Genomic DNA, 20067 nt, shown 5'->3' with positions numbered 1-20067 from the left:
TAGAAAAAGATTGCTTAGTAAAAAGGGAGCAGAGAAATGTCACTTTTCGATCAGTTTAAAGAACAAATTAAGGGTCAAAATCTTCGATTGGTTTTTCCAGAAGGCGAAGATAGCCGGGTTTTGCGTGCGGCGGTAGAATTAGCGGCAGAAGGTCTTGTTCATCCGATTGTTTTGGGTGATACAAGTGCCATCCAAGCGGTTGCTAAAGAACGTGATTTGACTTTGGACCAAATCGAAATCATTGATTTGGCCTTGGTGGCAGATAGCCAAAAGGAACGGATGGCTCAAGCAATTGTTGAGCGCCGTAATGGTAAGACGGACGAAAAGACAGCTTACAAGTGGCTTAAAGACGTCAATTACTTTGGGACGATGCTAGTTCAGCTTGGCGATGCGGACGGAATGGTTTCTGGTGCTAGTCACCCAACGGGTGATACGGTTCGTCCGGCTTTGCAATTGATTAAGACTGCTCCAGGCTCACGCCGGATTTCAGGGGCCTTTATTATGCAAAAGGGCGACCAACGTTTTGTATTTGCTGATTGTGCCATTAATATTGACATTGATGCCGAAACAATGGCTCAAATCGCCGTTCAATCCGCACGGACTGCGAAGGTCTTTGGCATTGATCCAAAGATGGCGATGCTTTCATTTTCAACTAAGGGTTCGGCTAAGGCTGAGCAAGTTGACAAAGTGGTTCAAGCAACGAAGTTAGCTAAAGAACTCGCACCGGAATTGGCCGACAAGATTGATGGTGACTTACAATTTGATGCGGCTGTTGTTGAACGGGTTGCTCAAGCAAAGGCACCCGACTCAGCGGTGGCTGGTCAAGCAAACGTCTTTGTCTTCCCAAGTTTGGAAGCAGGTAACATTGGTTACAAGATTGCTCAACGTTTGGGTGGCTTTGAAGCGATTGGTCCAATCTTGCAAGGATTGGCCAAGCCTGTTTCTGATTTGTCACGGGGAGCTTCCAAGGATGATGTCGTCAAGGTAGCGATTATCACAGCTGCCCAAGCACTGGCACAACGGTAATTCTTAGTCAGGTTAGCCAAGTGATTGGTTAACTTTTTCTTTAGTTTCAAAATTCGGTGGGAGCCAGAAAGCGAGGGGGATGGATGAACTTTTTCTTAAATCAAGGAATTGGCCACGGCAATTCGGGTGTTGAACATGCCGAATTTTACCGGGCGCAGTGTTTTTCCGCCAAGAAAATGCCCTTCAAATTAGTCTTTTCTGACTTGCTGCCGGAATTACATACCCATTTGCGGGAGTGGGGCTTAAAAGAGGCAGAGGTTATCGGCCTCTATGACTTTTTGCTAGCGGATGACCCGACCGCCTACCTGGAAAATGGTAGTTCGTCCAAGCAATTGAGAACGTTTTCGAGCCGAGTTTTAACGGATCAGACGAACACGCAGCGAATTGTCACGGAGAAAGCAACCGGCGGTTATACTATTCGGCGGTTGAAGGATAAGCTTTACAGTGAAAAAGACCAAATCTATATTGTCGATGATGCCCAGGTGGAACTCGTGCAGGGGGACCATCGTGTGACTTGGTCTTATCGACCAGGACCTGGTGTTAAGGTCATGCAAAATATTTTGCTGGAAAATTTCCGAGGCGAAAATTATTTTTTCCAGACATTTGAAAAGTTAGTATCCTTCTTCCTGGCCCAACTCGACAAGCACTTTGGTCAAAGTACCTATTTTATTGACCGTGGCACGTTTTACGACGAAGCCTTGGTTAGGGCAAAGAAAAGTGGTAGTCAGCAAAAGATTGTTGGTATGGTTCATGCCAACCATTTCGTTGAAAATTTAGGTGGGCATCCGCTGTTTAATAACTTTTACCAGTATTCACTGGATCATTTGGACCAGTATGATGCGCTGGTGGTTGCCACCAAGGCCCAAAAAGAGGCCATGCACCGTGACCTACAAGGTTATACCAAGGCGGCGAACATCGATAAAATCGTGGTAATTCCGGTCGGTGGGGTGACGACGGTAGCGCCGGCTAAGCAATGGACAGGCGGTCAAATGCGCCTGGTGACGGCTTCGCGCTTACACCAAGAAAAGCATTTGGATCAAATGATTGATGCCGTGAAAATTTTAGTTGGACAGGGACATGATGTGATCTTAACCATTTATGGTGCCGGGGCCGAAAAGGACAAGTTAGTTCAACAGGCAAAGGATGCAGGTTTGGCTAGCCGAGTAAAGCTGGCCGGGTTGTCGCAACAGGTAACCAAGGACATCCGTCCCTATGACGTCTTTGTCTCCGCCTCCTATTCGGAAGGATTTGGTTTGACCTATTTAGAGGCCTTATCGGTGGCCTTACCGATTGCTTCTTATGCCAATGACTTTGGTGCAAAGGAATTGGTCACTAGTGGTCAGGACGGCCATTTAGCTGATTTTGCTGTTGACGATGCGAGTCGTGAACAAAACGTGAACAATTTGTCAGCCGCAATTTTAGCTTGTTTTACGGGCTATGATGCCTTGTCTGCCGGTGCTGTCCAGGTGGCTGAAAATTATCAATTGGATCGAATCGAGTCCGCCTGGGTGGATTTGGAAAAGAGGCTTGCATGCGCGTTGGATTAATCAATACATTTGATGAACAAACTGATTCAGCCGTTGCTTGGCAAATTGAGCAGGTGCGGACGGGCAACCTAGATGAACTCTGGTTGGCTAGCCCCCACGAGGATGCCTGCCAAATTGCCATTGATTTGGGGCTCGAGTTACACCAGGTTTATGACTTGTATAGTCAAACCTACCTAGCAGAGCAAGTCGATGGCGAGGGCCTCTGGTTTTATGACCTGCCGGTGCCTAACCAAGCGCAGCTAGTTGTGAACCAAGATTGGTCCAAAAGTATTGTTTCATCTGGCCGGGTCCTAGCCGATGTGCGCTGGTTTGCCAATTCGAATCGCCTGGTGCAGGCTGTCACTTGGCTGACGGCAGCTGGACAGGTTGACCGCAAGGATATTTATCAGCGTAATGGCCGGCTTTTTGCTAAACAGTATTTTCATAACGGTCAGCTGTTACAGTCCGATTTTTATTTGGATGCCAAAAAAATCTTAGTGCAAGATTTTTATTTTCAAGGATTGCGGAACTTGGTGATTGACCAACGCGGCCAGCAATACCCTTCCGCGGAAAACTATTTAAAAGCGGTGATGATGGCGAAAAAGAATTATCAAATCCAGATTAGCCGCTTTGGCCGAGAATTTGATTTGGCGATTCCTGGGACAACTTTGGTCTTGCCGACTGGCGTTTTAGATGAGCAACAAGAAATCATTCCGGCACTAAAAGAAGTTCTGTTGCAGAAAAATCACGTGATTACCAAGGTCTTGGTACGACCAGCAGACTACGCTATTTTGGAATCTGCCGGTTTACCCCTCAATAAAGTAGACCAACTTGACGAGTAATGTCGGTTCATAAAGGAGAGCACTTTGAACGTATTATTATTGCCAACATGGCATGACAATTCAAATCCAAAAAACCAGGTTGACAGTACCCTGGCCTTGACGAAGCTGCTCTTAAGCAATGATGAACAGGTATTGGCGGTTTTGTCGGAGTACTTGCCGAAATTCCGCTCATGGTTGGCCCAAGCTGAAATCGAAAAGATTCAATACTGGTCGGCCTTTGATGCCCTTCAGCAAGTAACGCTGACTGACTGTAAGCCGCTTCGTTTGGATGACTTTACTTGGCCGGCCGGGGCGCAATTTATCCGAATGTATGACCGGATTGTTGTCTTGGCTGATTTAACGCACTATGCCACGGTTTACTTCACATATCCGGCGGCTGACATGATTGATCGAATTGATCTTTTACAGCACGGCAAGCCCTACAAACAGCTAACCATTGACGACCGTGGCTTTGTTTCGCGGGTCCTGACTTACGATGATAATCAATTGATCGAAATTGCCTACCTTAGCCAAAGTGGTTTTGTGGTCGCACAGCAAGATTACCGGACTGGCCTGGTTGAAGCACAGTTGCCAGACGGATCGACACAAAACTTATCGTCGATGAATGAATTAATTCGCGGCCTAGTCGTAGAACATTTGCTGGCTGCTAAGGAAGTCGAGACGGTCTTAGTTGAACCAAATGCGGATAATTTGGCGATTGCTGAGCAAATCCAACGCCACCAACCAGTCTTGGTGTTAGACTATCCAAATTTTGGGGCCGATTTGAACCAAGAGGTTAGTCGAAAGGAAATCGAAGAATTCGACACGGTTTCCGGGCAAAATCGCTTAGATGACCAACATCTCGCTAGCAAGAACCTGGTTTTGGGACCCTATGAAGTTGATTTGTCACAAAAAAAATCACAGCCAAAGGGGCAATTTGTTTGTTATTGGCGGCTGGGCTTGATGTCTGCTGACTATGCCAACCATATTTTTACCGCTCTCTTTGAAATTGCCATGAAGAACCCGCAGTTTACCCTGGTGGTTGAAAACGATATGTGGCAGGTTGGTTTCCAGCAGTTATTGGCCGACAAACTCGACTTAATCAAGCAAGTTGGTGACCTTTCAGAAGAACGTCAGGAAGTCCTGGCTAGCCAGTTTGTCTTAATTGATTGGCAAAATAGCCAGCAACAGCACGCCTACTTGGATACCGCCGCAGTGGTGTTAGATTTGGCTGATCAGGTCGATCTTTCTTTGCACGCGCAGGCTTTGGCCCATGCGGTTCCAATGTTAACGAAGGTGAAAACGGCCTACCAGTTGGGAGATGCACAGCAGATTCAAAGTACGAAGGACCTGGTCGATCGTTTAGAGTGGCTCTTGAATCAGGAAAACTGGCAAATGAGCCAGCAAAAGCTCCTCGACTTGCAATTAGACTTTACCAAAGATAAGTTAAGTCAACGCTGGCTGGCAGCTTTGCAGAACATTTAGGCTGAGATTGACCAGCTTTGGATGGAATGGATTTTAAAGGAGGACCGCGATGGCCCATCTGTCAATTTTACAAATTGGAGGAACGGATTGGACTGATCAAATCCAAACGGATGCCCTAGACTGGCATTACACAACGAGTTTGGATTTACCAGTTCTTTTAGCTCGGCAACAAGACCCGAGTTTTTTGGCCTACACTTATGTCTTATTGACTGACCCAGTCATCGATTCATTGGTGATTGCCCGTCAAGTTCAGGATTGGCCGATGTATCGGGTGATTTACCTGGGTGATTTGCAAAACTTTAATCCAGAATTACAGCAGGCTTTGCAACAGCGTGGTGCCTTTTACTTTGAAGAAAAAACGACCGACGAAGTTTCGGAACGAATTTTACGTGACCTTTATTTAGGTCAGGCGGGCTTCCCAACTCGGTTTTCAGAGGACCAATTTGTCCCCGTGACCAATTATGGTTGGCACTTGGAACGAACTGGCCGGTTTTCTGTTCAATTGTCCGGTGACTTTGGCAAAGACTTTGTTCAGGTTGGAACCTTGAAGACCTATCCGGGTGACTTTATTCCCGGTCAGGAAAATTTGATTTATTTTGATTACCAAAGAAGTGAACAGGCGGAAGTGGCCCTCTGTTTTGTCTTTTACAATAATGGTAATTTACAGCAAATGCAGATGCTGCAGGGAAAGTCGATTGACCAAGTAACGGCCATTAAGGCGCCGGCCAAGTACCAGGATTACCAGATTTTGGTGCTAGCCAAGGGTCATGGGACACTTGATATGCATAACGTCCACCAACGCAAGTCGCGCCATGGCCTGGGTTACTTTTTGCCAGGCGGGCAACGCGACTTAACCGAAGATGGTCAAGAAGTCTTGTCTTATTTCAATCGTGGTGGCAAAAAAGGACCGTTAGTAGTGTTGTTTGCCGGGACCCGGTTGCACGTTGAGGGCTTTGAGATGATGGGGCCGTTAGCAGATATTGGCTATCCTCGTCTCTTATTTACGGATCCCCGGGCCCAAGGGGGGGCCTTTATGGTCGGTAACGAAGACTATGAGGCTTTGGTAACTAAAAAAATTGAGCAGGCACGGCAGGACTTGGGTCTTGAAAAAAATGAGGTAATCTTTGTCGGCTATTCGATGGGTTCATATCCAGCGATGTACTATGCTGGTAAAATTGGGGCCAGCCATCTGGTTTTGGCTAAACCAATTATTAATTTGGGGACTTTTACTGCTCAGGGTGAATTTGCTCACCGTGGCCAAAACTATGATTGGCCGCTTGACGTCCGCTATATCCTAACGGGCCGGTTGGACTTAGCCGCTACCAAGCAACTCGATGGTAAGCTGTGGCCGATGCTTGACCAGATTTCTTGGACAAATGCAGCGGTTTCGCTCTTTACCATGGATCAAGACCATTACGATGGTCAGTCGCTGGGCGAGTTGTTGGCGTATTTGGATGACCACCATGTCAACGTCCACCGTCTTCGTCAAGCAGGACTGCACGAGGAAAAGGTTGACGAAATGATCAACTTCCTGTCAACTGAAATTAAACAACAAGCTAGGAAAATTCAACGAGGGGAGTGGAATTAATGCAATATCAAATTTATTGGCAACCACAAACCACGTTAAAGGAACTGCAAGGGGCGGTTATCGATTTTCTGCGGGAAGATGAAGTGCACTATACCAACCACTTCCTTCCTTCGGGACAGGTGATTGCGACTTGGACGGACTCCGCTAATTACTTTGAAGGCAAGGCAATTTCGGATTTGCCCCGTTTACGTCCGGGTCAAATTTATCAGGCAACCCGGCGGGTGAAAAACTCCCGACGGATGCATGCGTATTTAAACTGGACTTTTTATAACAGCGAAAATCAGGTAATTGCCAGTCAGTACCAAAATACGGACCGGCTGGACTTACGGGTGCCGGATCAATATGATCACTACCGTTTGGACCTGATGTCGGCTGGAACCGGTGACTTTACCTTTTATGAGGTTACTGTAGCGGAAAAGGTAGCGGGTTGGCTTCATGACAATGATCAGTTGGTAACTGACCACCTCGGTGCTTACCTTGATTTGCCAGAGAAGATTGTTAGTAAGACACTGCGGGTGATTTTAGCAGAGCCTGAACTGGAACGGACAAACTATCCCATTTCAGTTGTTAAAGAGTCTCCCCAAGCCGTTTTGTATTTGGCAACTGATTTAGTTCACTGTCAGGACTTTTATGATCAGGGTGTCTTGGAAATCATTGCCCAAGCCAAGAAAGCGGCTAAGGCAAAGAACGTTGAGTTCGTTGGCTATGGCTTAATTTCAGCGATGGCGGCCTTGCAATATCGGCAGGCGGTGAAGGGGTCTAAGGCGATGATACCGGACCCCAACCAGCTGGAACTACCGGCTGGCTTTGAGCGACGGTCAAGCGGTTTAGCAGACTTTATTGCCTCATTGCCAGAAAAAATCGATCATAGTCTGAGCCCGGATGATGGCTTTTTGGTTAGTCAAAAATTGGCGAAGAATACCAGTCCAATCTTGGTGCCGTTACCACAAGTTCAGCTTTTGAAGCAGTTGAGCTATCCTGAGTGGCCGGAAACTAAAGAAGAAAAGGCTGAGCGAATCAAGGCTAAAAAGAAACGACTCAAGCAGGAAAAGAAGCGGAAGAAGACTAAGGGACAGCAATCAACGGTTCAGCCGGTAGAACCAGCGGCTCAAGCAGAGCCAACCAAGACTGAGCTGGCTCAGCCCTCAATTCCTGCTCAACCGGTGGAACAATCAAAACCAGTGCAACCCGTCTGGGATGCTCCTGTGCAAGTTGAAGCGGACAGCCAGGCTGCTAATTCAACTGCACAACAAGAGCCCGTTTTTGATGAACAACTGGAAGCGTCACCTGTGGTTCAGACTGAAAGCGAAAGCGCTGACATGCCACGGTTACGTCGGGCTGATAAGCCAAGACAATTCGCGGCGGCAGAAGAGCTTCCCGATGAAGACGATGAAAGTCGTGGTGAAAAAATTCAGGAATTCTTTACTCGTAAGAAGGGCTGAAAATATTTGCACGCAAAAAAGGTACTCAATTTGAGTACCTTTTTTAGTAGCATGATTGCTTTTGATTAATGGTTGGCAACCGTAAACCGTTGGTTTAGATGTTCTGGGTGATGGTATTCAGCTACTAAGGCATTTGCCAACGTGCCTGAAGTGGTAAATGATTTGCCTTCCGCGTTCACAAGTAACGTTTCCTGGCCAACTAATGGTTCTGGGTCAGCATCACCGGCTACAAATTCTTGGGAAGGGGAGAGGCCAAACCATGAAACGTTTTTAACGTGGCGCAAGTATTCTAATTCGTAGAGTTGGCTTTCAGGAATTTCAATCCATGATTCGGCATTCGGTGCCTTAGCCAAGTCATCAACGACCAAATGCTGGTCTGATCCGGTATGTAGGGAACCGGCACCAAGAACAAAAGCAAGTCTTGGGCTTTGTTCCTCACGAACAAGGTGAACCAAGTGAGCAGCGAGGTCAATTTGTAAGTAGGACTTTGTTGGGGCAGAAAAGGCATCGACAACGACATCAAAGTTTAGCAATTCCTCTTTTGTCAGAGCAAATGCGTCCTTGGCCAAGATGTCAATTTCAGGAAAACTCTTTTGCAAGTCAGCCAGTTTTTCTTGAGAGCGGCCGTTTGCAGTAACTTGGTCACCGGCGGCTAGGGCAGATTTGACGATTGCTGAGCCAGCCATTCCGCTGGCACCAATTACTAATACTTTCATGTTGTTTCTCCCTTTAGTGAATTTTGGATAATGTATTTTTAAAAAGTACAAATAAATTATAGCATAATTTATAAAAAGTAATTGTGAAATTTGGTTAGACGGATTAAAATGTAGGCATCAACAGAAAGGAAGGAAAAATTGCTGATGTCGATGGAAAAACGTGCCACTGAGGGGACAGGTTTTCAAGATTCAAGTAGTTTCGTCACAACCACAGGAGAGAAAAAAACACTCACAACTTTCTTAATTATTGGGTTTGCCGTTTTGTTGTTTGCTACGTTCTTTGATAAGGACGTCTCGCGTACTTTCATGGATCAGAATTCGTTTTTCGGAAATCTGTTCCAGAATTACGCTAATCAGGGTCCAAACATTGTTTTGTTTGCCGTATTTGAAATTCTGGCTTGGATTAGCTGGGAGCGGGTTTCAGGTAATTTAACTCGCTACGCTATGACAACTGGATTGTTGGCCTTTGCCTTTAATCAAATGCTGGTGGTCTTGCAAGACATGTTTACCCGGACCGCTACCATGATTTACAATGTGAATCATGATAAAGCGATGGGATTCGTTACCAAAGCCGCTGCGGCTGGTCAGTATCCGGATTCATTGCGTTGGGCATTTGCAATTGCCTTAACATTTTTACTCTCGATTGCCTTTAAGGTCTGGATTAGTCATCAAGACGATCAAGAGTTAACTTATCTGTTAAAAGCAGCATTGATTGGTGTTGCAGTGGTCTACGTTGCCACCACCACAATCGATGATATGAAAACAATTTGGGGCCGCTTTCGCCCTTATGAAATGACGACCGTTCATGGAGAAGCAATGAGCCAATTTACACCTTGGTATCATTTGAACGGTAATAACCACCATACTTCATTCCCATCAGGGCATACGATGTCTGGTTGGTTATTCTTATACTTAGCCTTTTTAGTACCGCGGAAAAATATCAGCCGGCAAAAGGCAATGACAATCTTTGGGATTGCCATGGGAATTTTGACCGGTTTGAGCCGCGTTCGAATAGGCGCACACTGGTTGAGTGATGTGACTGCATCAAGTTTGATTGTTGGTTTGATTATTTTCTTTGCTAGTCGCTTACTTCAAGCGCACTATGTCGAAGCAGACCACCAACTGCGTCACTAAGACTTAGCGCAACCATCTAACAATTGAATAGTCAAAGGCCCACTGAAATGACGACAGTGGGCCTTTTTTAGGACAAAGAAAAAGCAGCACAGCTGTGCTGCTTTTGTTTAATAGTAAGCCTTAACGAAAAGGTCAACGGCCAAAAGAATGGCCAAAATACTAACGATAATCTTTAAAATCTTTTCTGGAATCACACGGACGATTTGTGGGCCAATGTAGCCACCAATAAAGAGCCCAATTCCAAGTGGAATCACCATCCCCCAGTAAATGTGGGCGGTAAAGGCATAAATTAAGGTCGCAATCAAATTGGAAGCACCCAGTGAGACGTTCTTGACGGCATTATAAGATGAAAAATGCATCGTTGTTGTTGCTGACAAAATGGCCAACAACATGACACCACCGGCGGCACCAAAGTAGCCGCAGTACATGCCGACTAAGGTAATCGCAATGGTAATTAAAACCTTATAGGCAGGAGAGTGGGCGTCGTTTTCCATTGATTCGTCACGGGTCAAGTTCAGTGGATTATTCTTTGATTTGCTGATCTGTGACATTAATAGTAAGCCGGCCATCAAAACGAAGAAGGGCACAACTTTGGCAAATGTGGAAGCGGGCTGTGACAGCAATAGCCAGGCGCCCAGGATACTTCCAAGGACTGTTAAGGGCAAAATTTGGAAAAGTTCCTTCTTATGGTTGCCCAATTCCTTTTTTGATGAAAAAATTGAACCGATTCCGGTCATGACCAAGGCGGCTGTGTTGGTCACGTTGGCAAATACGGGTGGAATTCCAACCGCTAAAAGAGCTGGGTAAGAAACAAGTGAAGCAAGGCCAGCAGTGGTACTAACAATCCCAGCTAAGATACCCATTGGCAAAAGGATTAAAATGGCCTGTAAATAGTGTGATGACATAAGGTAGTAAATTCCTCCCATTGAATGCGTTGTAAAACAGTAAATTTCTTGATAAATTTCAAAGAAAAAATAAAAGCTACTGCGACACTTGGTTAGTGTCTACAGTAGCTTCTACGTGTTTTGAAAAAATTGGCTTAGATGCCGACGACAGGAATCGAACCTGCACGGTGAAATCACCATATCGACCTGAACGATACGCGTCTGCCAGTTCCGCCACGTCGGCAACAAACAAAAATTAGTATACCTTTAATAAAGTGGAATTACAAGTCTTGACTTTCATTGTAATTTTCGTAAAAATGGGGCTTAGATTGAAGAAAATTAGACCCGCAAATACTGGGGACTAATCAACGATGGATGGACTACAATCTGCTACTGGCGTCTAGGCTAATACCTTGTCTACTTTGTGTCTTTCATTTGAACTTAAACCGTTTTAGGCACGGGCGCGAGTGGCGTTCTGTGCTTTTTTGTTTGGAGAAGGGAGAAAGAAGTTGACCAGTTATAATTTTTCGGCCGGACCGGGGGTCTTGCCGAGTTCGGTAATTCAGCAGATTCGCAAAGATTTGGAACAAGAGGAAAATTCTCATTATAGTATCTTAGAGATTTCACACCGCAGTGCTAAGTTTGAACAAATCATTGCCCATGCGGAAAAGCGTTTGCGCGAGTTAATGGCTATTCCAGCAGATTATGCCGTTTTGTTCATACAAGGTGGTGGCTCTTTGCAGTTTGAAATGTTGCCTTTAAACCTGGCCAACCAAAAGAAGAAAATTGCTGTCTTAGATTCTGGTAATTTTGCCAATAAAGCGGCGAAGGCTGCTGAGGCGGTCGGCAAGTCTGTTGAGATTGTTGGTAGCTCTAAGGCTGACAAGTACCGTTTTTTACCTGAATTGCCTGGGGATTTTCAAGCAGAACAATACGATTACCTCCACATCACCACCAATAATACCATCGAAGGTAGTACCTACCACCAAGACAACTTGCCCCAAACGACCGGGCACCTGGTTGCCGATATGTCTTCCAATATTTTGGCCGAACCCTACGATGTCACGAAGTTCTCTGCTATTTTTGCCGGGGCGCAAAAAAATTTGGGGCCAGCCGGGGTCACGGTGGCCATCATTAAAAAGGATTGGTTAGCAGAACAGAAAATCACCGGAGTTGGGCCAATGATGCGTTATCAATCCTATATTGATAAGGATTCAATGTATAATACACCGCCGGTCTTTAGTATTTATGCATTAAGCCTGGTGCTTGACTGGGTTAGTGACCAGGGTGGCGTGGCTCAAATGTACCAAAATAACCAGAAAAAGGCTGAAAAGCTTTATCAATACTTAGATGAATCTGACTTTTACCAAGTGCCCGTTCAAGGTGCTGATCGATCACTAACCAACGTGGTCTTTACCACTGGGGATGCCGATTTAGACCGCAAGATTAGCCAGCAGGCCGACCAAGAGGGCATCCACAACTTAGCTGGTCACCGTTCGGTTGGGGGCTTTCGGGCTTCCTTGTACAATGCGCAGCCAATGGCGGCAGTTGACACCTTGATTGCATTTTTGGAAAGGGCAAAGCAGGAAAATTAATCATGAATATTAAAACTTATAACGCAATTAGTCACACTGGTCTTGATTACCTCAAGGAACACGGCTACCAAATTAATGCTGACAAGCCGGCCGATGGTATCTTACTCCGGTCCCAAGACCTCCATCACGAAACGATTCCGAACTCCGTTAAGGCCGTTGTCCGGGCCGGTGCAGGCTTCAACAACATTCCCGTGGATGACCTTTCAAAACGAGGCATTCCCGTCTTTAATACGCCGGGTGGAAACGCCAATGCTGTCAAAGAGTTAACAGTGGCGGCTTTGATTATGGCAGCTCGTCCGATTATTGGGGCCATCGACTTTTCGAAAGAAGTTCGTGGTGGTGATGTGTCACTACGGACAGAGTCTAATAAGGGTGGTTACCGAGGTACTGAACTCTACGAAAAGACTTTGGGCGTGATTGGTTTAGGAAATGTCGGCTCGAAGGTTGCCAACATCGCTCTTTCATTTGGAATGAAGGTGATTGGCTACGATCCAGGTCTGAGCGCTAACACCGCTTGGCGGGTTGATCGTCATATCACGCACGCCAAGAGTGTTGAAGAAGTCTTGAAAGAATCAGACTACGTCACGGTCCACATTCCTTATACCGAAAAGAACCATCACTTTATTGATGCCGACAAATTAGCCATGATGAAGGATAATGCGGCGTTGATTAACTTTTCGAGAGGTAGCATCGTCGATGATGAAGCGGCGGTGGCTGCTTTGAACGCCGACAAATTAAGAATGTTCATCACTGACTTTAGTAACGATGTCCTCTTTGACAGCGACAAGGTGATTATTACCCCACACATTGGTGGTTCCACGGTCGAAGCGGAAGACACATCGGCATTGATGGCTGCCAAGCAATTAGATGATTATTTAACGACTGGAAACATTGTCAATTCAGTTAATTATCCCGACATCAATGAGCCCTTTACGAGCAAATATCGCTTAGGGGTTTTGCACAATAACGTGCCAAACATGATTGGTCAAATTACCAAAGTGGTTGGGGAACTGAATTTGAACATTGAGGAACTCTCTAATCGCGCCGTTGGTGACTATGCATACACTTTGCTGGCCTTGAACCAGTTGCCAAAGGGGCAAGAAGAGAACATCGTTGATAACTTGGCTGCTATTGAAAATGTTTTGAATGTTGAATTGTATCAAAACCCTGATTTGAATAAGGAGAAATAAGCATGACTGAAGCACTACAACAAGCAGCAATTGACAAATTGATTAACCGCGGCGTGACCTTACAAGATGTCTTTACTGGTACTGAGACTTTTTTGGTTGATAAGTACCACGATGAAGTTGATGGGGATGTTTTGGACCAAGCCATTCACCGCGTTTTGCACAAGGATGAGGTCGCCGATATTATTTTGACTGCGATTTACTTGGATGAACAAGCGGTCGTGATGCCCGATTCTGAACCATTGAAGCCCCGGTTGCGCCGGGATGCCAATGGCCACAACGTTGATGAAATTTTGGCGATTGCCATTACCCAACAGTTCTCGGCCGCTGCTACGGTTCATTATGGCCTTTTGGATGACTTGAAGCCGGGCTTGATTGGCGAAATTAACGATAAGACGGACTCGGTTAACGTCTACTTGGATGATATTTTAGCTGCTTTGATTGCTTCTGCTGCGATGACTTACTTAGAAATCCTCGGGGGGAACCAATACTAATTACCCCTGGTTTGTTAATGCAATTTTTGTTACAATAAATTGTATTTTAATTTTTAAGGAGAAGACACAATGTCAGGACATAGTAAATGGCATAACATTCAAGGTCGTAAAAACGCCCAAGATGCTAAGCGTGGAAAAATTTTCCAAAAGCTTGCGCACGACTTATATGTTGCAGCAAAGGCTGGCGGTGCTGATCCCGAAATGAACGCTTCATTGCGTTTGGTTGTTGATAAAGCCAAGGCAGCTAACATGCCAAAGGACAACATCCAACGGGCCTTGGATAAGGCCTCAGGTGCCGGTGGTGCCAAGTTCGAAGAAGTAACTTATGAAGGTTATGGAACTGCTGGAGTAGCCGTTTTGGTGGAAGCTTCAACTGATAACATCAACCGAACAGTTTCTTCTGTGCGAAACTCATTCAAGCACTTTGGTGGTTCACTTGGAACTTCTGGTTCAGTGGCCTTCCAATTTGATCGTAAGGGTTACTTGGTCATTGACCGTGCAGAAAACCCTGACTTGGATGAAGACACGATTTTGGAAGCAGCTCTTGAAGCTGGTGCCGAAGACGTGCAGACTTCCGATGAAGCCTTTGAAATTTACACGGAACCAAACGATTTCCAGACTGTCGAAGCTGCTTTGACAGAAGCTGGTTATGAATTTGCTGATGCTGAAGTTTCAATGATTGCCCAAAACCCAATGGCAATTTCTGATGAAGACCGTGAAAAGCTTGATAAGCTGGTTGATGAATTGGAAGAAAACGAAGATGTTTTGGCCGTTTACACAACTGCTGAAGACTAATTCGTCAATAAAAAAAGCAAACCATCGCGGTTTGCTTTTTTTAGTAGAAGTTCGTCTAAATAAAGCAGGCGGGCTTTTTTTTTTATTGTCCTACTTTTGCCAGCACTTCGTCAGCCAGCTTGGTCAAAGTGGCTTGGTCGGCTTCAGTTGGGTAAAGATTAATGCGGGTTAATTCACCAGCGCGTTTTGCCCCAGTTTTTTGGAATTGTTCATCAAAGGAGTCGAGTGCCAAACAGTAGAGGTCACCATAAAAGGTGTCCCCAGATCCGGCTAGGCCATAGACAAAGCCGGTTAAATCAACGTCGGCCAAGTCATCAAAGTAGTCGAGTCCCTCGTCTGGTAGGGAACCTTCATCGTAGGTGTAGGGAACGACAAAGGCTAAGTCGTAGTCTTTGAGTTCTTCTGGTTCGGTTTGGGAAATTTCACTTTTGGTAACGGTGACCCCACGTGCTTCTAAGGCATCGATAATCAGGTCCGCGACTGCCTCGTTATTACCGGTAATGGTGGCAAAAACAACTTGGGCCTTGAGATTTGCTGCAGACATAGTCAGTCTCCTTTGTTTTTATGACTTAAAATCATTATACAAATTTTAAGGACAAAAAGCAGGGAATCCTGCTTTGCTTAGACTAGTATTTTCCAAGAAAGTGCCTTATAATTGGGGACAAATAAGAGGAGGATGTTTAAATGGCATTGAGTAAAGATCAAGTAGCAGCCTTGCAAAACGTTTATGACAACGGTATTTTGGATCACGATGACAAAGCCCGTCAGGCCTTGGCCCAGGTTTTGGCTGATTTGAAATAATTGATATTTTTAAAGAGACGTGTTATATTAAATTTATCAAATTGTTGATGAGGACAACTTGGTAGAGAGAAACTTAGCAGAAAGCTCACGGTTGCTGAAAGTGAGTAGGAATCTTTACACAAGACTACCTCGGAATGGCTAGCGATTACCATTTAAAGTTAGCCCGGGTGACACCGTTAATTGTCCTAAAGATCAGGTGAATTTTGTTCGCCTGAAAATTGGGTGGTACCACGGTGACACGTCCCTTTGTGCAAGCGCACGAAGGGATTTTTTTTATACCTAGTTTTTCCAATCAACAATTTAAATAAAGAAAGAGGGCAATCATAATGGCAGAAATTACTTTAAATTTCCCTGATGGCGCCAAAAAGTCTTACGAGGCTGGCATCAAGCCAATCGAAGTTGCAAGTTCAATTGCAAAGTCATTGGCAAAAAAGTCTGTTTCAGCAAAGCTAAATGGACACTATGTGGGGATGAACGATTCATTAACCGAAAGTGGCGATTTTCAATTGATTACCACTGCCGATGACGAATCATTGGACATCCTGCGTCACTCGACCGCGCACTTGCTGGCACAAGCAATGCGTCGTTTGCCAAAGTTTGCTAATGCACACTTCGGAGTTGGTCCATTCATCGAAAATGGTTTCTACTATGACACCGATAACGGTGCCGGTAACCAGGTTTCAGTTGATGATTTCCCTGAAATCGAAGCGATGATGAAAAAGATTGTTAAGGAAGATTTGCCAATCTTGTCACACGAAATTACGCGTGACGAAGCCTTGGAGACTTTCAAAGACGATCCATACAAGGTTGAATTAATTAACGACTTGCCAGCCGACGAGCCAATCACGGTTGCTGTTCAAGGAGAACACATCGAATTGGACCGTGGTGGTTTGGTACCATCTACTGGCTGGATTAAGCACTTTAAGTTGGTTTCAGTTGCCGGTTCATATTGGCGTGGTCAGTCCGATAACGCCGTTTTGCAACGAGTTTATGGAACGGCCTTCTGGAATGCGGATGATTTGGAAGCGGATTTGCAACGCCGGGCCGAAGCTAAGGAACGCGATCACCGGAATATCGGTCGTGACCTTGACTTGTTCTTCACAAGCCAAAAGGTTGGATCTGGTTTGCCAGTTTGGCTACCAAATGGGGCAACAATCCGTCGCCAGGTAGAACGTTACATCGTTGACAAGGAATTGGCTAACGATTACTTGCATGTTTATACCCCAGTTTTGTCAAACTTGAACTTATATAAGACTTCAGGTCACTGGGACCACTACCGGGAAGACATGTTCCCACCAATGGACATGGGTGATGGCGAATTCTTGGAATTGCGTCCAATGAACTGTCCTTCACACATTTCCGTTTACCAACACAAGCCACGCTCATACCGTGATTTGCCATTGCGAATCGCTGAATTGGGCATGATGCATCGTTACGAAAAGTCTGGTGCCTTGACTGGTTTGTCACGTGTTCGTGAAATGACTTTGAACGATGGTCACACATTTGTCGCTCCTGACCAATTGGAAGAGGAATTCAAGTCAATCTTGAAGATGACAATGGCCGTCTACGAAGACTTTAACATCACGGATTACCGTTTCCGTTTGTCATACCGTGACCCAGAAAACACATCAAAGTACTTTGATGATGATGAAATGTGGGAAAAGTCACAGGCGCAATTGAAGCGGGCCATGGACGACATGGGCTTGGATTACTTCGAAGCACCGGGTGAAGCAGCCTTTTATGGTCCAAAGTTGGACATCCAAACAAAGACTGCCTTGGGTGGTGAAGAAACATTGTCAACCATCCAGTTGGACTTCTTGTTGCCAGAACGCTTCAACTTGACTTATGTTGGTGAAGATGGTCAAGATAACCACCGCCCAGTGATGCTCCACCGTGGAATTGTTGGAACGATGGAACGCTTCACTGCTTACTTGATTGAAATGTATAAGGGTGCTTTCCCAACTTGGTTGGCCCCATTGCAGGTTCAAATTATTCCTGTTAACAACGGTGCTCACGGTGCTTATGCTAACAAGATTAAGCAAGAATTGCAGGAAGCCGGTTTGCGGGCGAACGTTGAAACCAAGGAAGCTAAGATGGGCTACTTGATTCGTGAAGCCCAGACCAAGAAGGTACCATACACCTTGGTCTTGGGTGATGATGAGCAGGATAACCAAACGGTTACAGTTCGTCGTTACGGCCAACAAGAAACTGAGAAGATGACAGCTGCTGAATTTAAAGACTTGGTCTTGAAGGATGTTGCGAACTACTCTCGTGTAACTGAATAAATTTAAACAGGCAATCGATTCATGTATCGTGAATCGATTGTTGTTTGTAAGAATGTTTGAAAAGGAATAAAAGAGATACATCATGTCTGTAGAAAATAGCGGAGCCCTTGAAGGAGACAAAGGGCTCAGTAACCGTCACGTCCAACTGATTGCAATTGGTGGGACAATTGGAACCGGACTCTTCATGGGTGCCGGTGATTCGATTCACTTTGCTGGACCAGCAATTTTGCTTACGTATGCCGTCATCGGTTTGATGATGTTCGTGGTGATGCGTGCCATTGGTGAAATGTTGTATGCTGATCCAACGCAACACACCTTCATTGCTTTCATGTCAAAGTATTTGGGGAAGAAGACTGGGTCTTTTGCCTCTTGGTCTTATTGGTTGACCGTTGCCTTTATGGGAATGGCCGAATTAACGGCAATTGGGAAGTACGTTCAGTTCTGGTTCCCATCATGGCCAGCCTGGTTGATTCAAATTGTGATCCTGGTTATTTTAACTTCAGTTAACTTAATTGCGGTAGCATTGTATGGTGAAGCCGAATTCTGGTTTGCCATGATTAAGATTGTGGCGATCTTGTCATTGATTGCCACTGGAATTATCATGTTGTTGACTGGCTTCAAGACAAGCCAAGGAACTGTTTCAGTTTCAAACTTGTTTAGCCACTTCTCATTGATGCCAAATGGGGCCGGAAACTTTATCAATAGTTTCCAAATGGTCATGTTTGCCTTTGTTGGAATGGAATTTATTGGAATGACAGCAGCCGAAACTAAGGATGCTCGTAAGGTTTTGCCAAAGGCCATTAACCAAATTCCTTTCCGAATTTTGTTCTTCTACTTGGGTGCCTTGGCAACCATTATGGTTATCTATCCATGGCAACAAATTCCAGCCAACCAAAGTCCATTCGTGGCTGTGTTCAAGCTTGCTGGAATTAACTGGGCCGCAGCCTTGGTTAACTTTGTTGTTTTGACTTCAGCTGCTTCTGCTTTGAACTCAGTGATTTTCTCAGCCTCGCGTAACTTCTACTCACTGGCTGTTGAATCAAAGAGCCCAATCTTGAAGCGCTTTACTAAGATGTCAAGCCACAAGTTGCCTGCTAACGCGGTTTTGATTACGGCACTTTTGATTGCTTGTTCAGCAATCATTGCCGTTTTGCCACAAATTTCGGATGCCTTTACCTTTGTCACTTCAGCATCAACTGATTTGTTCATTATGATTTATGTTTTGACATTGGTTACTTATTGGCAATACCGTAAGTCAAATGATTACTTGAAGGACGGCTTCTTGATGGTTGCCCCTAAGTTCTTTGTACCAGTGGCTATCATTGGTTTTGTCTTGATCTATTTGACTTTGTTCTTTAACCAGAGCGCGATGGTACCAGCTATTGGTGCAACCATCTGGTTGATTGGCTTCACGATTGTTCAGGCGTTTAAGAAGGCCTAAGGCTTTGTCATAGGACCTAACCGCCATTTAACACCCATCACCCCAACAAGGCGATTCTTGTTGAATGTCACCGGCTAGTACAGCTTTTGCTGGCCTATTCCAAACGGAGAAAATAATGAGTACTTTAATTGATTTTACTTTGCACATCGATGTTCACCTAGCCAATTTGGTTTCACACTTTGGTATTTGGACATACTTGATCTTGTTTGCCATTATCTTGGTGGAAACAGGAGCGGTAGTTTTGCCGTTCTTACCAGGTGATTCCTTGCTCTTTGCCGCAGGTGCAATTTCAATGACGCCTGCAGGAAAAGAAGCTGGCTTGAACCATTGGGTCTTTATGATTTTGTTCTTTATCGCCCCAATGATTGGTGATACTGTCAATTACTGGATTGCTCGAACTGGTGGTCGGGAGTTGTTACACCACCGACCATTCTCCTTTATGGTTAAGCCAAAGCACATTGACGAGGCGGATGCCTTTTTCCAAAAGCATGGATCAATGGCAGTTATCTTAGGCCGTTACATCCCAATCGTGCGGACATTCGTGCCATTCGTGGCAGGACTGTCAGAATTTAATTTCCGCAAGTTCGTTGAATACACAGCGATTGCAGCCTTCTCATGGTCCTTCATTGCGACGGGAGCGGGTGCTTTGTTTGGAAATATTCCCTTTGTCCGTGAACACTTCTCATTGATTATTATGGGAATTGTGGTGGTAACCTTGTTGCCATCAATCATCGCCGTCTTGCGTTCAATCTTTAGCAAGAAAAAGCAAAAATAAATTTTGAGCAGGTTAGCGCGTGAGCTAACCTGCTTTTTCTTTGGCAAACAAATTTGAGATTGCTATAATGTA

17 protein-coding genes, 1 tRNA gene and 1 other annotated feature are annotated in these 20067 nt (G+C 45.2%); of the genes, 14 read left to right on the top strand and 4 right to left on the bottom strand.

What is annotated here, in order from left to right:
• Nucleotides 1–36: 36 nt before the first annotated feature.
• The 6 genes from pta (at nucleotide 37) to asp3 (ending at nucleotide 7888) form a co-directional block, all read left to right on the top strand.
• Nucleotides 37–1026 carry a phosphate acetyltransferase gene (gene pta / locus BLW39_RS02920; protein ID WP_059377329.1) on the top strand — a complete coding sequence of 330 codons (990 nt, stop codon included), beginning with the start codon at nucleotides 37–39 and terminating at the stop codon, nucleotides 1024–1026.
• Nucleotides 1027–1109: 83 nt separating this feature from the next.
• On the top strand, nucleotides 1110–2573 hold the full coding sequence (locus BLW39_RS02915) for a glycosyltransferase (protein ID WP_059377327.1): 1464 nt from the start codon (nucleotides 1110–1112) through the stop codon (nucleotides 2571–2573).
• Entirely contained in the window at nucleotides 2558–3394 is an 837-nt protein-coding gene (locus BLW39_RS02910) for a hypothetical protein (RefSeq protein WP_059377324.1), read from the top strand. The genes BLW39_RS02915 and BLW39_RS02910 overlap by 16 nt, the downstream gene beginning before the upstream one ends.
• 24 nt (nucleotides 3395–3418) lie before the next feature.
• Nucleotides 3419–4858 (top strand): accessory Sec system glycosyltransferase Asp1, encoded by a 1440-nt coding sequence (asp1, locus tag BLW39_RS02905; protein WP_059377318.1) that lies wholly within the window; start codon nucleotides 3419–3421, stop codon nucleotides 4856–4858.
• Between the two features lie 49 nt (nucleotides 4859–4907).
• On the top strand, nucleotides 4908–6446 hold the full coding sequence (gene asp2 / locus BLW39_RS02900) for an accessory Sec system protein Asp2 (RefSeq protein ID WP_059377310.1): 1539 nt from the start codon (nucleotides 4908–4910) through the stop codon (nucleotides 6444–6446).
• The gene (gene asp3, locus BLW39_RS02895) at nucleotides 6446–7888 is read left to right on the top strand and encodes an accessory Sec system protein Asp3 (RefSeq protein ID WP_059377301.1); all 1443 of its coding nucleotides are present in this window, start codon (nucleotides 6446–6448) and stop codon (nucleotides 7886–7888) included. Before asp2 ends, asp3 begins: the two co-directional genes overlap by 1 nt.
• A gap of 65 nt (nucleotides 7889–7953) precedes the next feature.
• On the opposite strand, the gene BLW39_RS02890 is transcribed toward asp3, so the two are convergent.
• Complete coding sequence (locus BLW39_RS02890; RefSeq protein WP_059377298.1) at nucleotides 7954–8604, bottom strand: NAD(P)-dependent oxidoreductase; 651 nt, start codon at nucleotides 8602–8604, stop codon at nucleotides 7954–7956.
• A 144-nt stretch (nucleotides 8605–8748) separates the two neighbouring features.
• Here BLW39_RS02890 and BLW39_RS02885 point away from each other — a divergent pair, with 144 nt between their 5' ends.
• The gene (locus tag BLW39_RS02885; protein WP_059377295.1) at nucleotides 8749–9738 is read left to right on the top strand and encodes a phosphatase PAP2 family protein; all 990 of its coding nucleotides are present in this window, start codon (nucleotides 8749–8751) and stop codon (nucleotides 9736–9738) included.
• A gap of 107 nt (nucleotides 9739–9845) precedes the next feature.
• Here BLW39_RS02885 and BLW39_RS02880 read toward each other — a convergent pair whose 3' ends face one another.
• Nucleotides 9846–10643, bottom strand: a complete 798-nt coding sequence (locus BLW39_RS02880) for a sulfite exporter TauE/SafE family protein (RefSeq protein ID WP_059377293.1) — start codon at nucleotides 10641–10643, stop codon at nucleotides 9846–9848.
• A 139-nt stretch (nucleotides 10644–10782) separates the two neighbouring features.
• Nucleotides 10783–10866 (bottom strand) — tRNA-Leu (locus BLW39_RS02875).
• A 265-nt stretch (nucleotides 10867–11131) separates the two neighbouring features.
• Here BLW39_RS02875 and serC point away from each other — a divergent pair.
• The 4 genes from serC to BLW39_RS02855 all read left to right on the top strand — a co-directional run bounded on the left by serC (nucleotide 11132) and on the right by BLW39_RS02855 (nucleotide 14693).
• Nucleotides 11132–12217, top strand: a complete 1086-nt coding sequence (gene serC / locus BLW39_RS02870; protein WP_059377289.1) for a 3-phosphoserine/phosphohydroxythreonine transaminase — start codon at nucleotides 11132–11134, stop codon at nucleotides 12215–12217.
• A complete protein-coding gene (locus BLW39_RS02865; protein ID WP_059377286.1) occupies nucleotides 12217–13407 on the top strand; it encodes a 3-phosphoglycerate dehydrogenase family protein in 1191 nt (396 codons plus the stop codon). Before serC ends, BLW39_RS02865 begins: the two co-directional genes overlap by 1 nt.
• Before the next feature lie 2 nt (nucleotides 13408–13409).
• Nucleotides 13410–13898, top strand: coding sequence for a phosphatidylglycerophosphatase A family protein (locus tag BLW39_RS02860; protein ID WP_059377282.1), 489 nt, complete (start codon nucleotides 13410–13412; stop codon nucleotides 13896–13898).
• 69 nt (nucleotides 13899–13967) lie between these two features.
• Entirely contained in the window at nucleotides 13968–14693 is a 726-nt protein-coding gene (locus BLW39_RS02855) for a YebC/PmpR family DNA-binding transcriptional regulator (RefSeq protein WP_059377275.1), read from the top strand.
• An 82-nt stretch (nucleotides 14694–14775) separates the two neighbouring features.
• On the opposite strand, the gene BLW39_RS02850 is transcribed toward BLW39_RS02855, so the two are convergent.
• Complete coding sequence (locus BLW39_RS02850) at nucleotides 14776–15237, bottom strand: flavodoxin domain-containing protein (RefSeq protein WP_059377272.1); 462 nt, start codon at nucleotides 15235–15237, stop codon at nucleotides 14776–14778.
• Between the two features lie 292 nt (nucleotides 15238–15529).
• Nucleotides 15530–15743: a binding site (T-box leader), on the top strand.
• 77 nt (nucleotides 15744–15820) lie between these two features.
• Between BLW39_RS02850 and thrS the strand changes: the two genes are divergently transcribed.
• The 3 genes from thrS (at nucleotide 15821) to BLW39_RS02835 (ending at nucleotide 19995) form a co-directional block, all read left to right on the top strand.
• On the top strand, nucleotides 15821–17779 hold the full coding sequence (gene thrS, locus BLW39_RS02845; RefSeq protein WP_059377269.1) for a threonine--tRNA ligase: 1959 nt from the start codon (nucleotides 15821–15823) through the stop codon (nucleotides 17777–17779).
• Nucleotides 17780–17861: 82 nt separating this feature from the next.
• On the top strand, nucleotides 17862–19220 hold the full coding sequence (locus BLW39_RS02840) for an amino acid permease (RefSeq protein WP_059377268.1): 1359 nt from the start codon (nucleotides 17862–17864) through the stop codon (nucleotides 19218–19220).
• A 115-nt stretch (nucleotides 19221–19335) separates the two neighbouring features.
• Nucleotides 19336–19995, top strand: coding sequence for a VTT domain-containing protein (locus BLW39_RS02835; protein ID WP_059377265.1), 660 nt, complete (start codon nucleotides 19336–19338; stop codon nucleotides 19993–19995).
• Nucleotides 19996–20067: the final 72 nt, after the last annotated feature.

It is taken from the genome of Fructobacillus pseudoficulneus (assembly GCF_900108455.1).
Classification (GTDB): Bacteria; Bacillota; Bacilli; order Lactobacillales; family Lactobacillaceae; genus Fructobacillus; species Fructobacillus pseudoficulneus.
The sequence above is the reverse complement of the archived record's forward strand: the minus strand, read 5'-3'. Positions and strand labels throughout refer to the sequence as shown.

Bases quoted from the DNA above. Each gene is read 5' to 3' on its own strand.
- BLW39_RS02855 (WP_059377275.1), top strand. From the start codon at position 13,968: ATGTCAGGACATAGTAAATGGCATAACATTCAAGGTCGTAAAAACGCC.
- asp2 (WP_059377310.1), top strand. From the start codon at position 4,908: ATGGCCCATCTGTCAATTTTACAAATTGGAGGAACGGATTGGACTGAT.
- BLW39_RS02850 (WP_059377272.1), bottom strand. From the start codon at position 15,237: ATGTCTGCAGCAAATCTCAAGGCCCAAGTTGTTTTTGCCACCATTACC.
- BLW39_RS02910 (WP_059377324.1), top strand. From the start codon at position 2,558: ATGCGCGTTGGATTAATCAATACATTTGATGAACAAACTGATTCAGCC.
- BLW39_RS02860 (WP_059377282.1), top strand. From the start codon at position 13,410: ATGACTGAAGCACTACAACAAGCAGCAATTGACAAATTGATTAACCGC.
- BLW39_RS02835 (WP_059377265.1), top strand. From the start codon at position 19,336: ATGAGTACTTTAATTGATTTTACTTTGCACATCGATGTTCACCTAGCC.
- BLW39_RS02885 (WP_059377295.1), top strand. From the start codon at position 8,749: ATGTCGATGGAAAAACGTGCCACTGAGGGGACAGGTTTTCAAGATTCA.
- asp3 (WP_059377301.1), top strand. From the start codon at position 6,446: ATGCAATATCAAATTTATTGGCAACCACAAACCACGTTAAAGGAACTG.
- pta (WP_059377329.1), top strand. From the start codon at position 37: ATGTCACTTTTCGATCAGTTTAAAGAACAAATTAAGGGTCAAAATCTT.
- BLW39_RS02880 (WP_059377293.1), bottom strand. From the start codon at position 10,643: ATGTCATCACACTATTTACAGGCCATTTTAATCCTTTTGCCAATGGGT.
- BLW39_RS02840 (WP_059377268.1), top strand. From the start codon at position 17,862: ATGTCTGTAGAAAATAGCGGAGCCCTTGAAGGAGACAAAGGGCTCAGT.
- BLW39_RS02890 (WP_059377298.1), bottom strand. From the start codon at position 8,604: ATGAAAGTATTAGTAATTGGTGCCAGCGGAATGGCTGGCTCAGCAATC.
- BLW39_RS02915 (WP_059377327.1), top strand. From the start codon at position 1,110: ATGAACTTTTTCTTAAATCAAGGAATTGGCCACGGCAATTCGGGTGTT.
- thrS (WP_059377269.1), top strand. From the start codon at position 15,821: ATGGCAGAAATTACTTTAAATTTCCCTGATGGCGCCAAAAAGTCTTAC.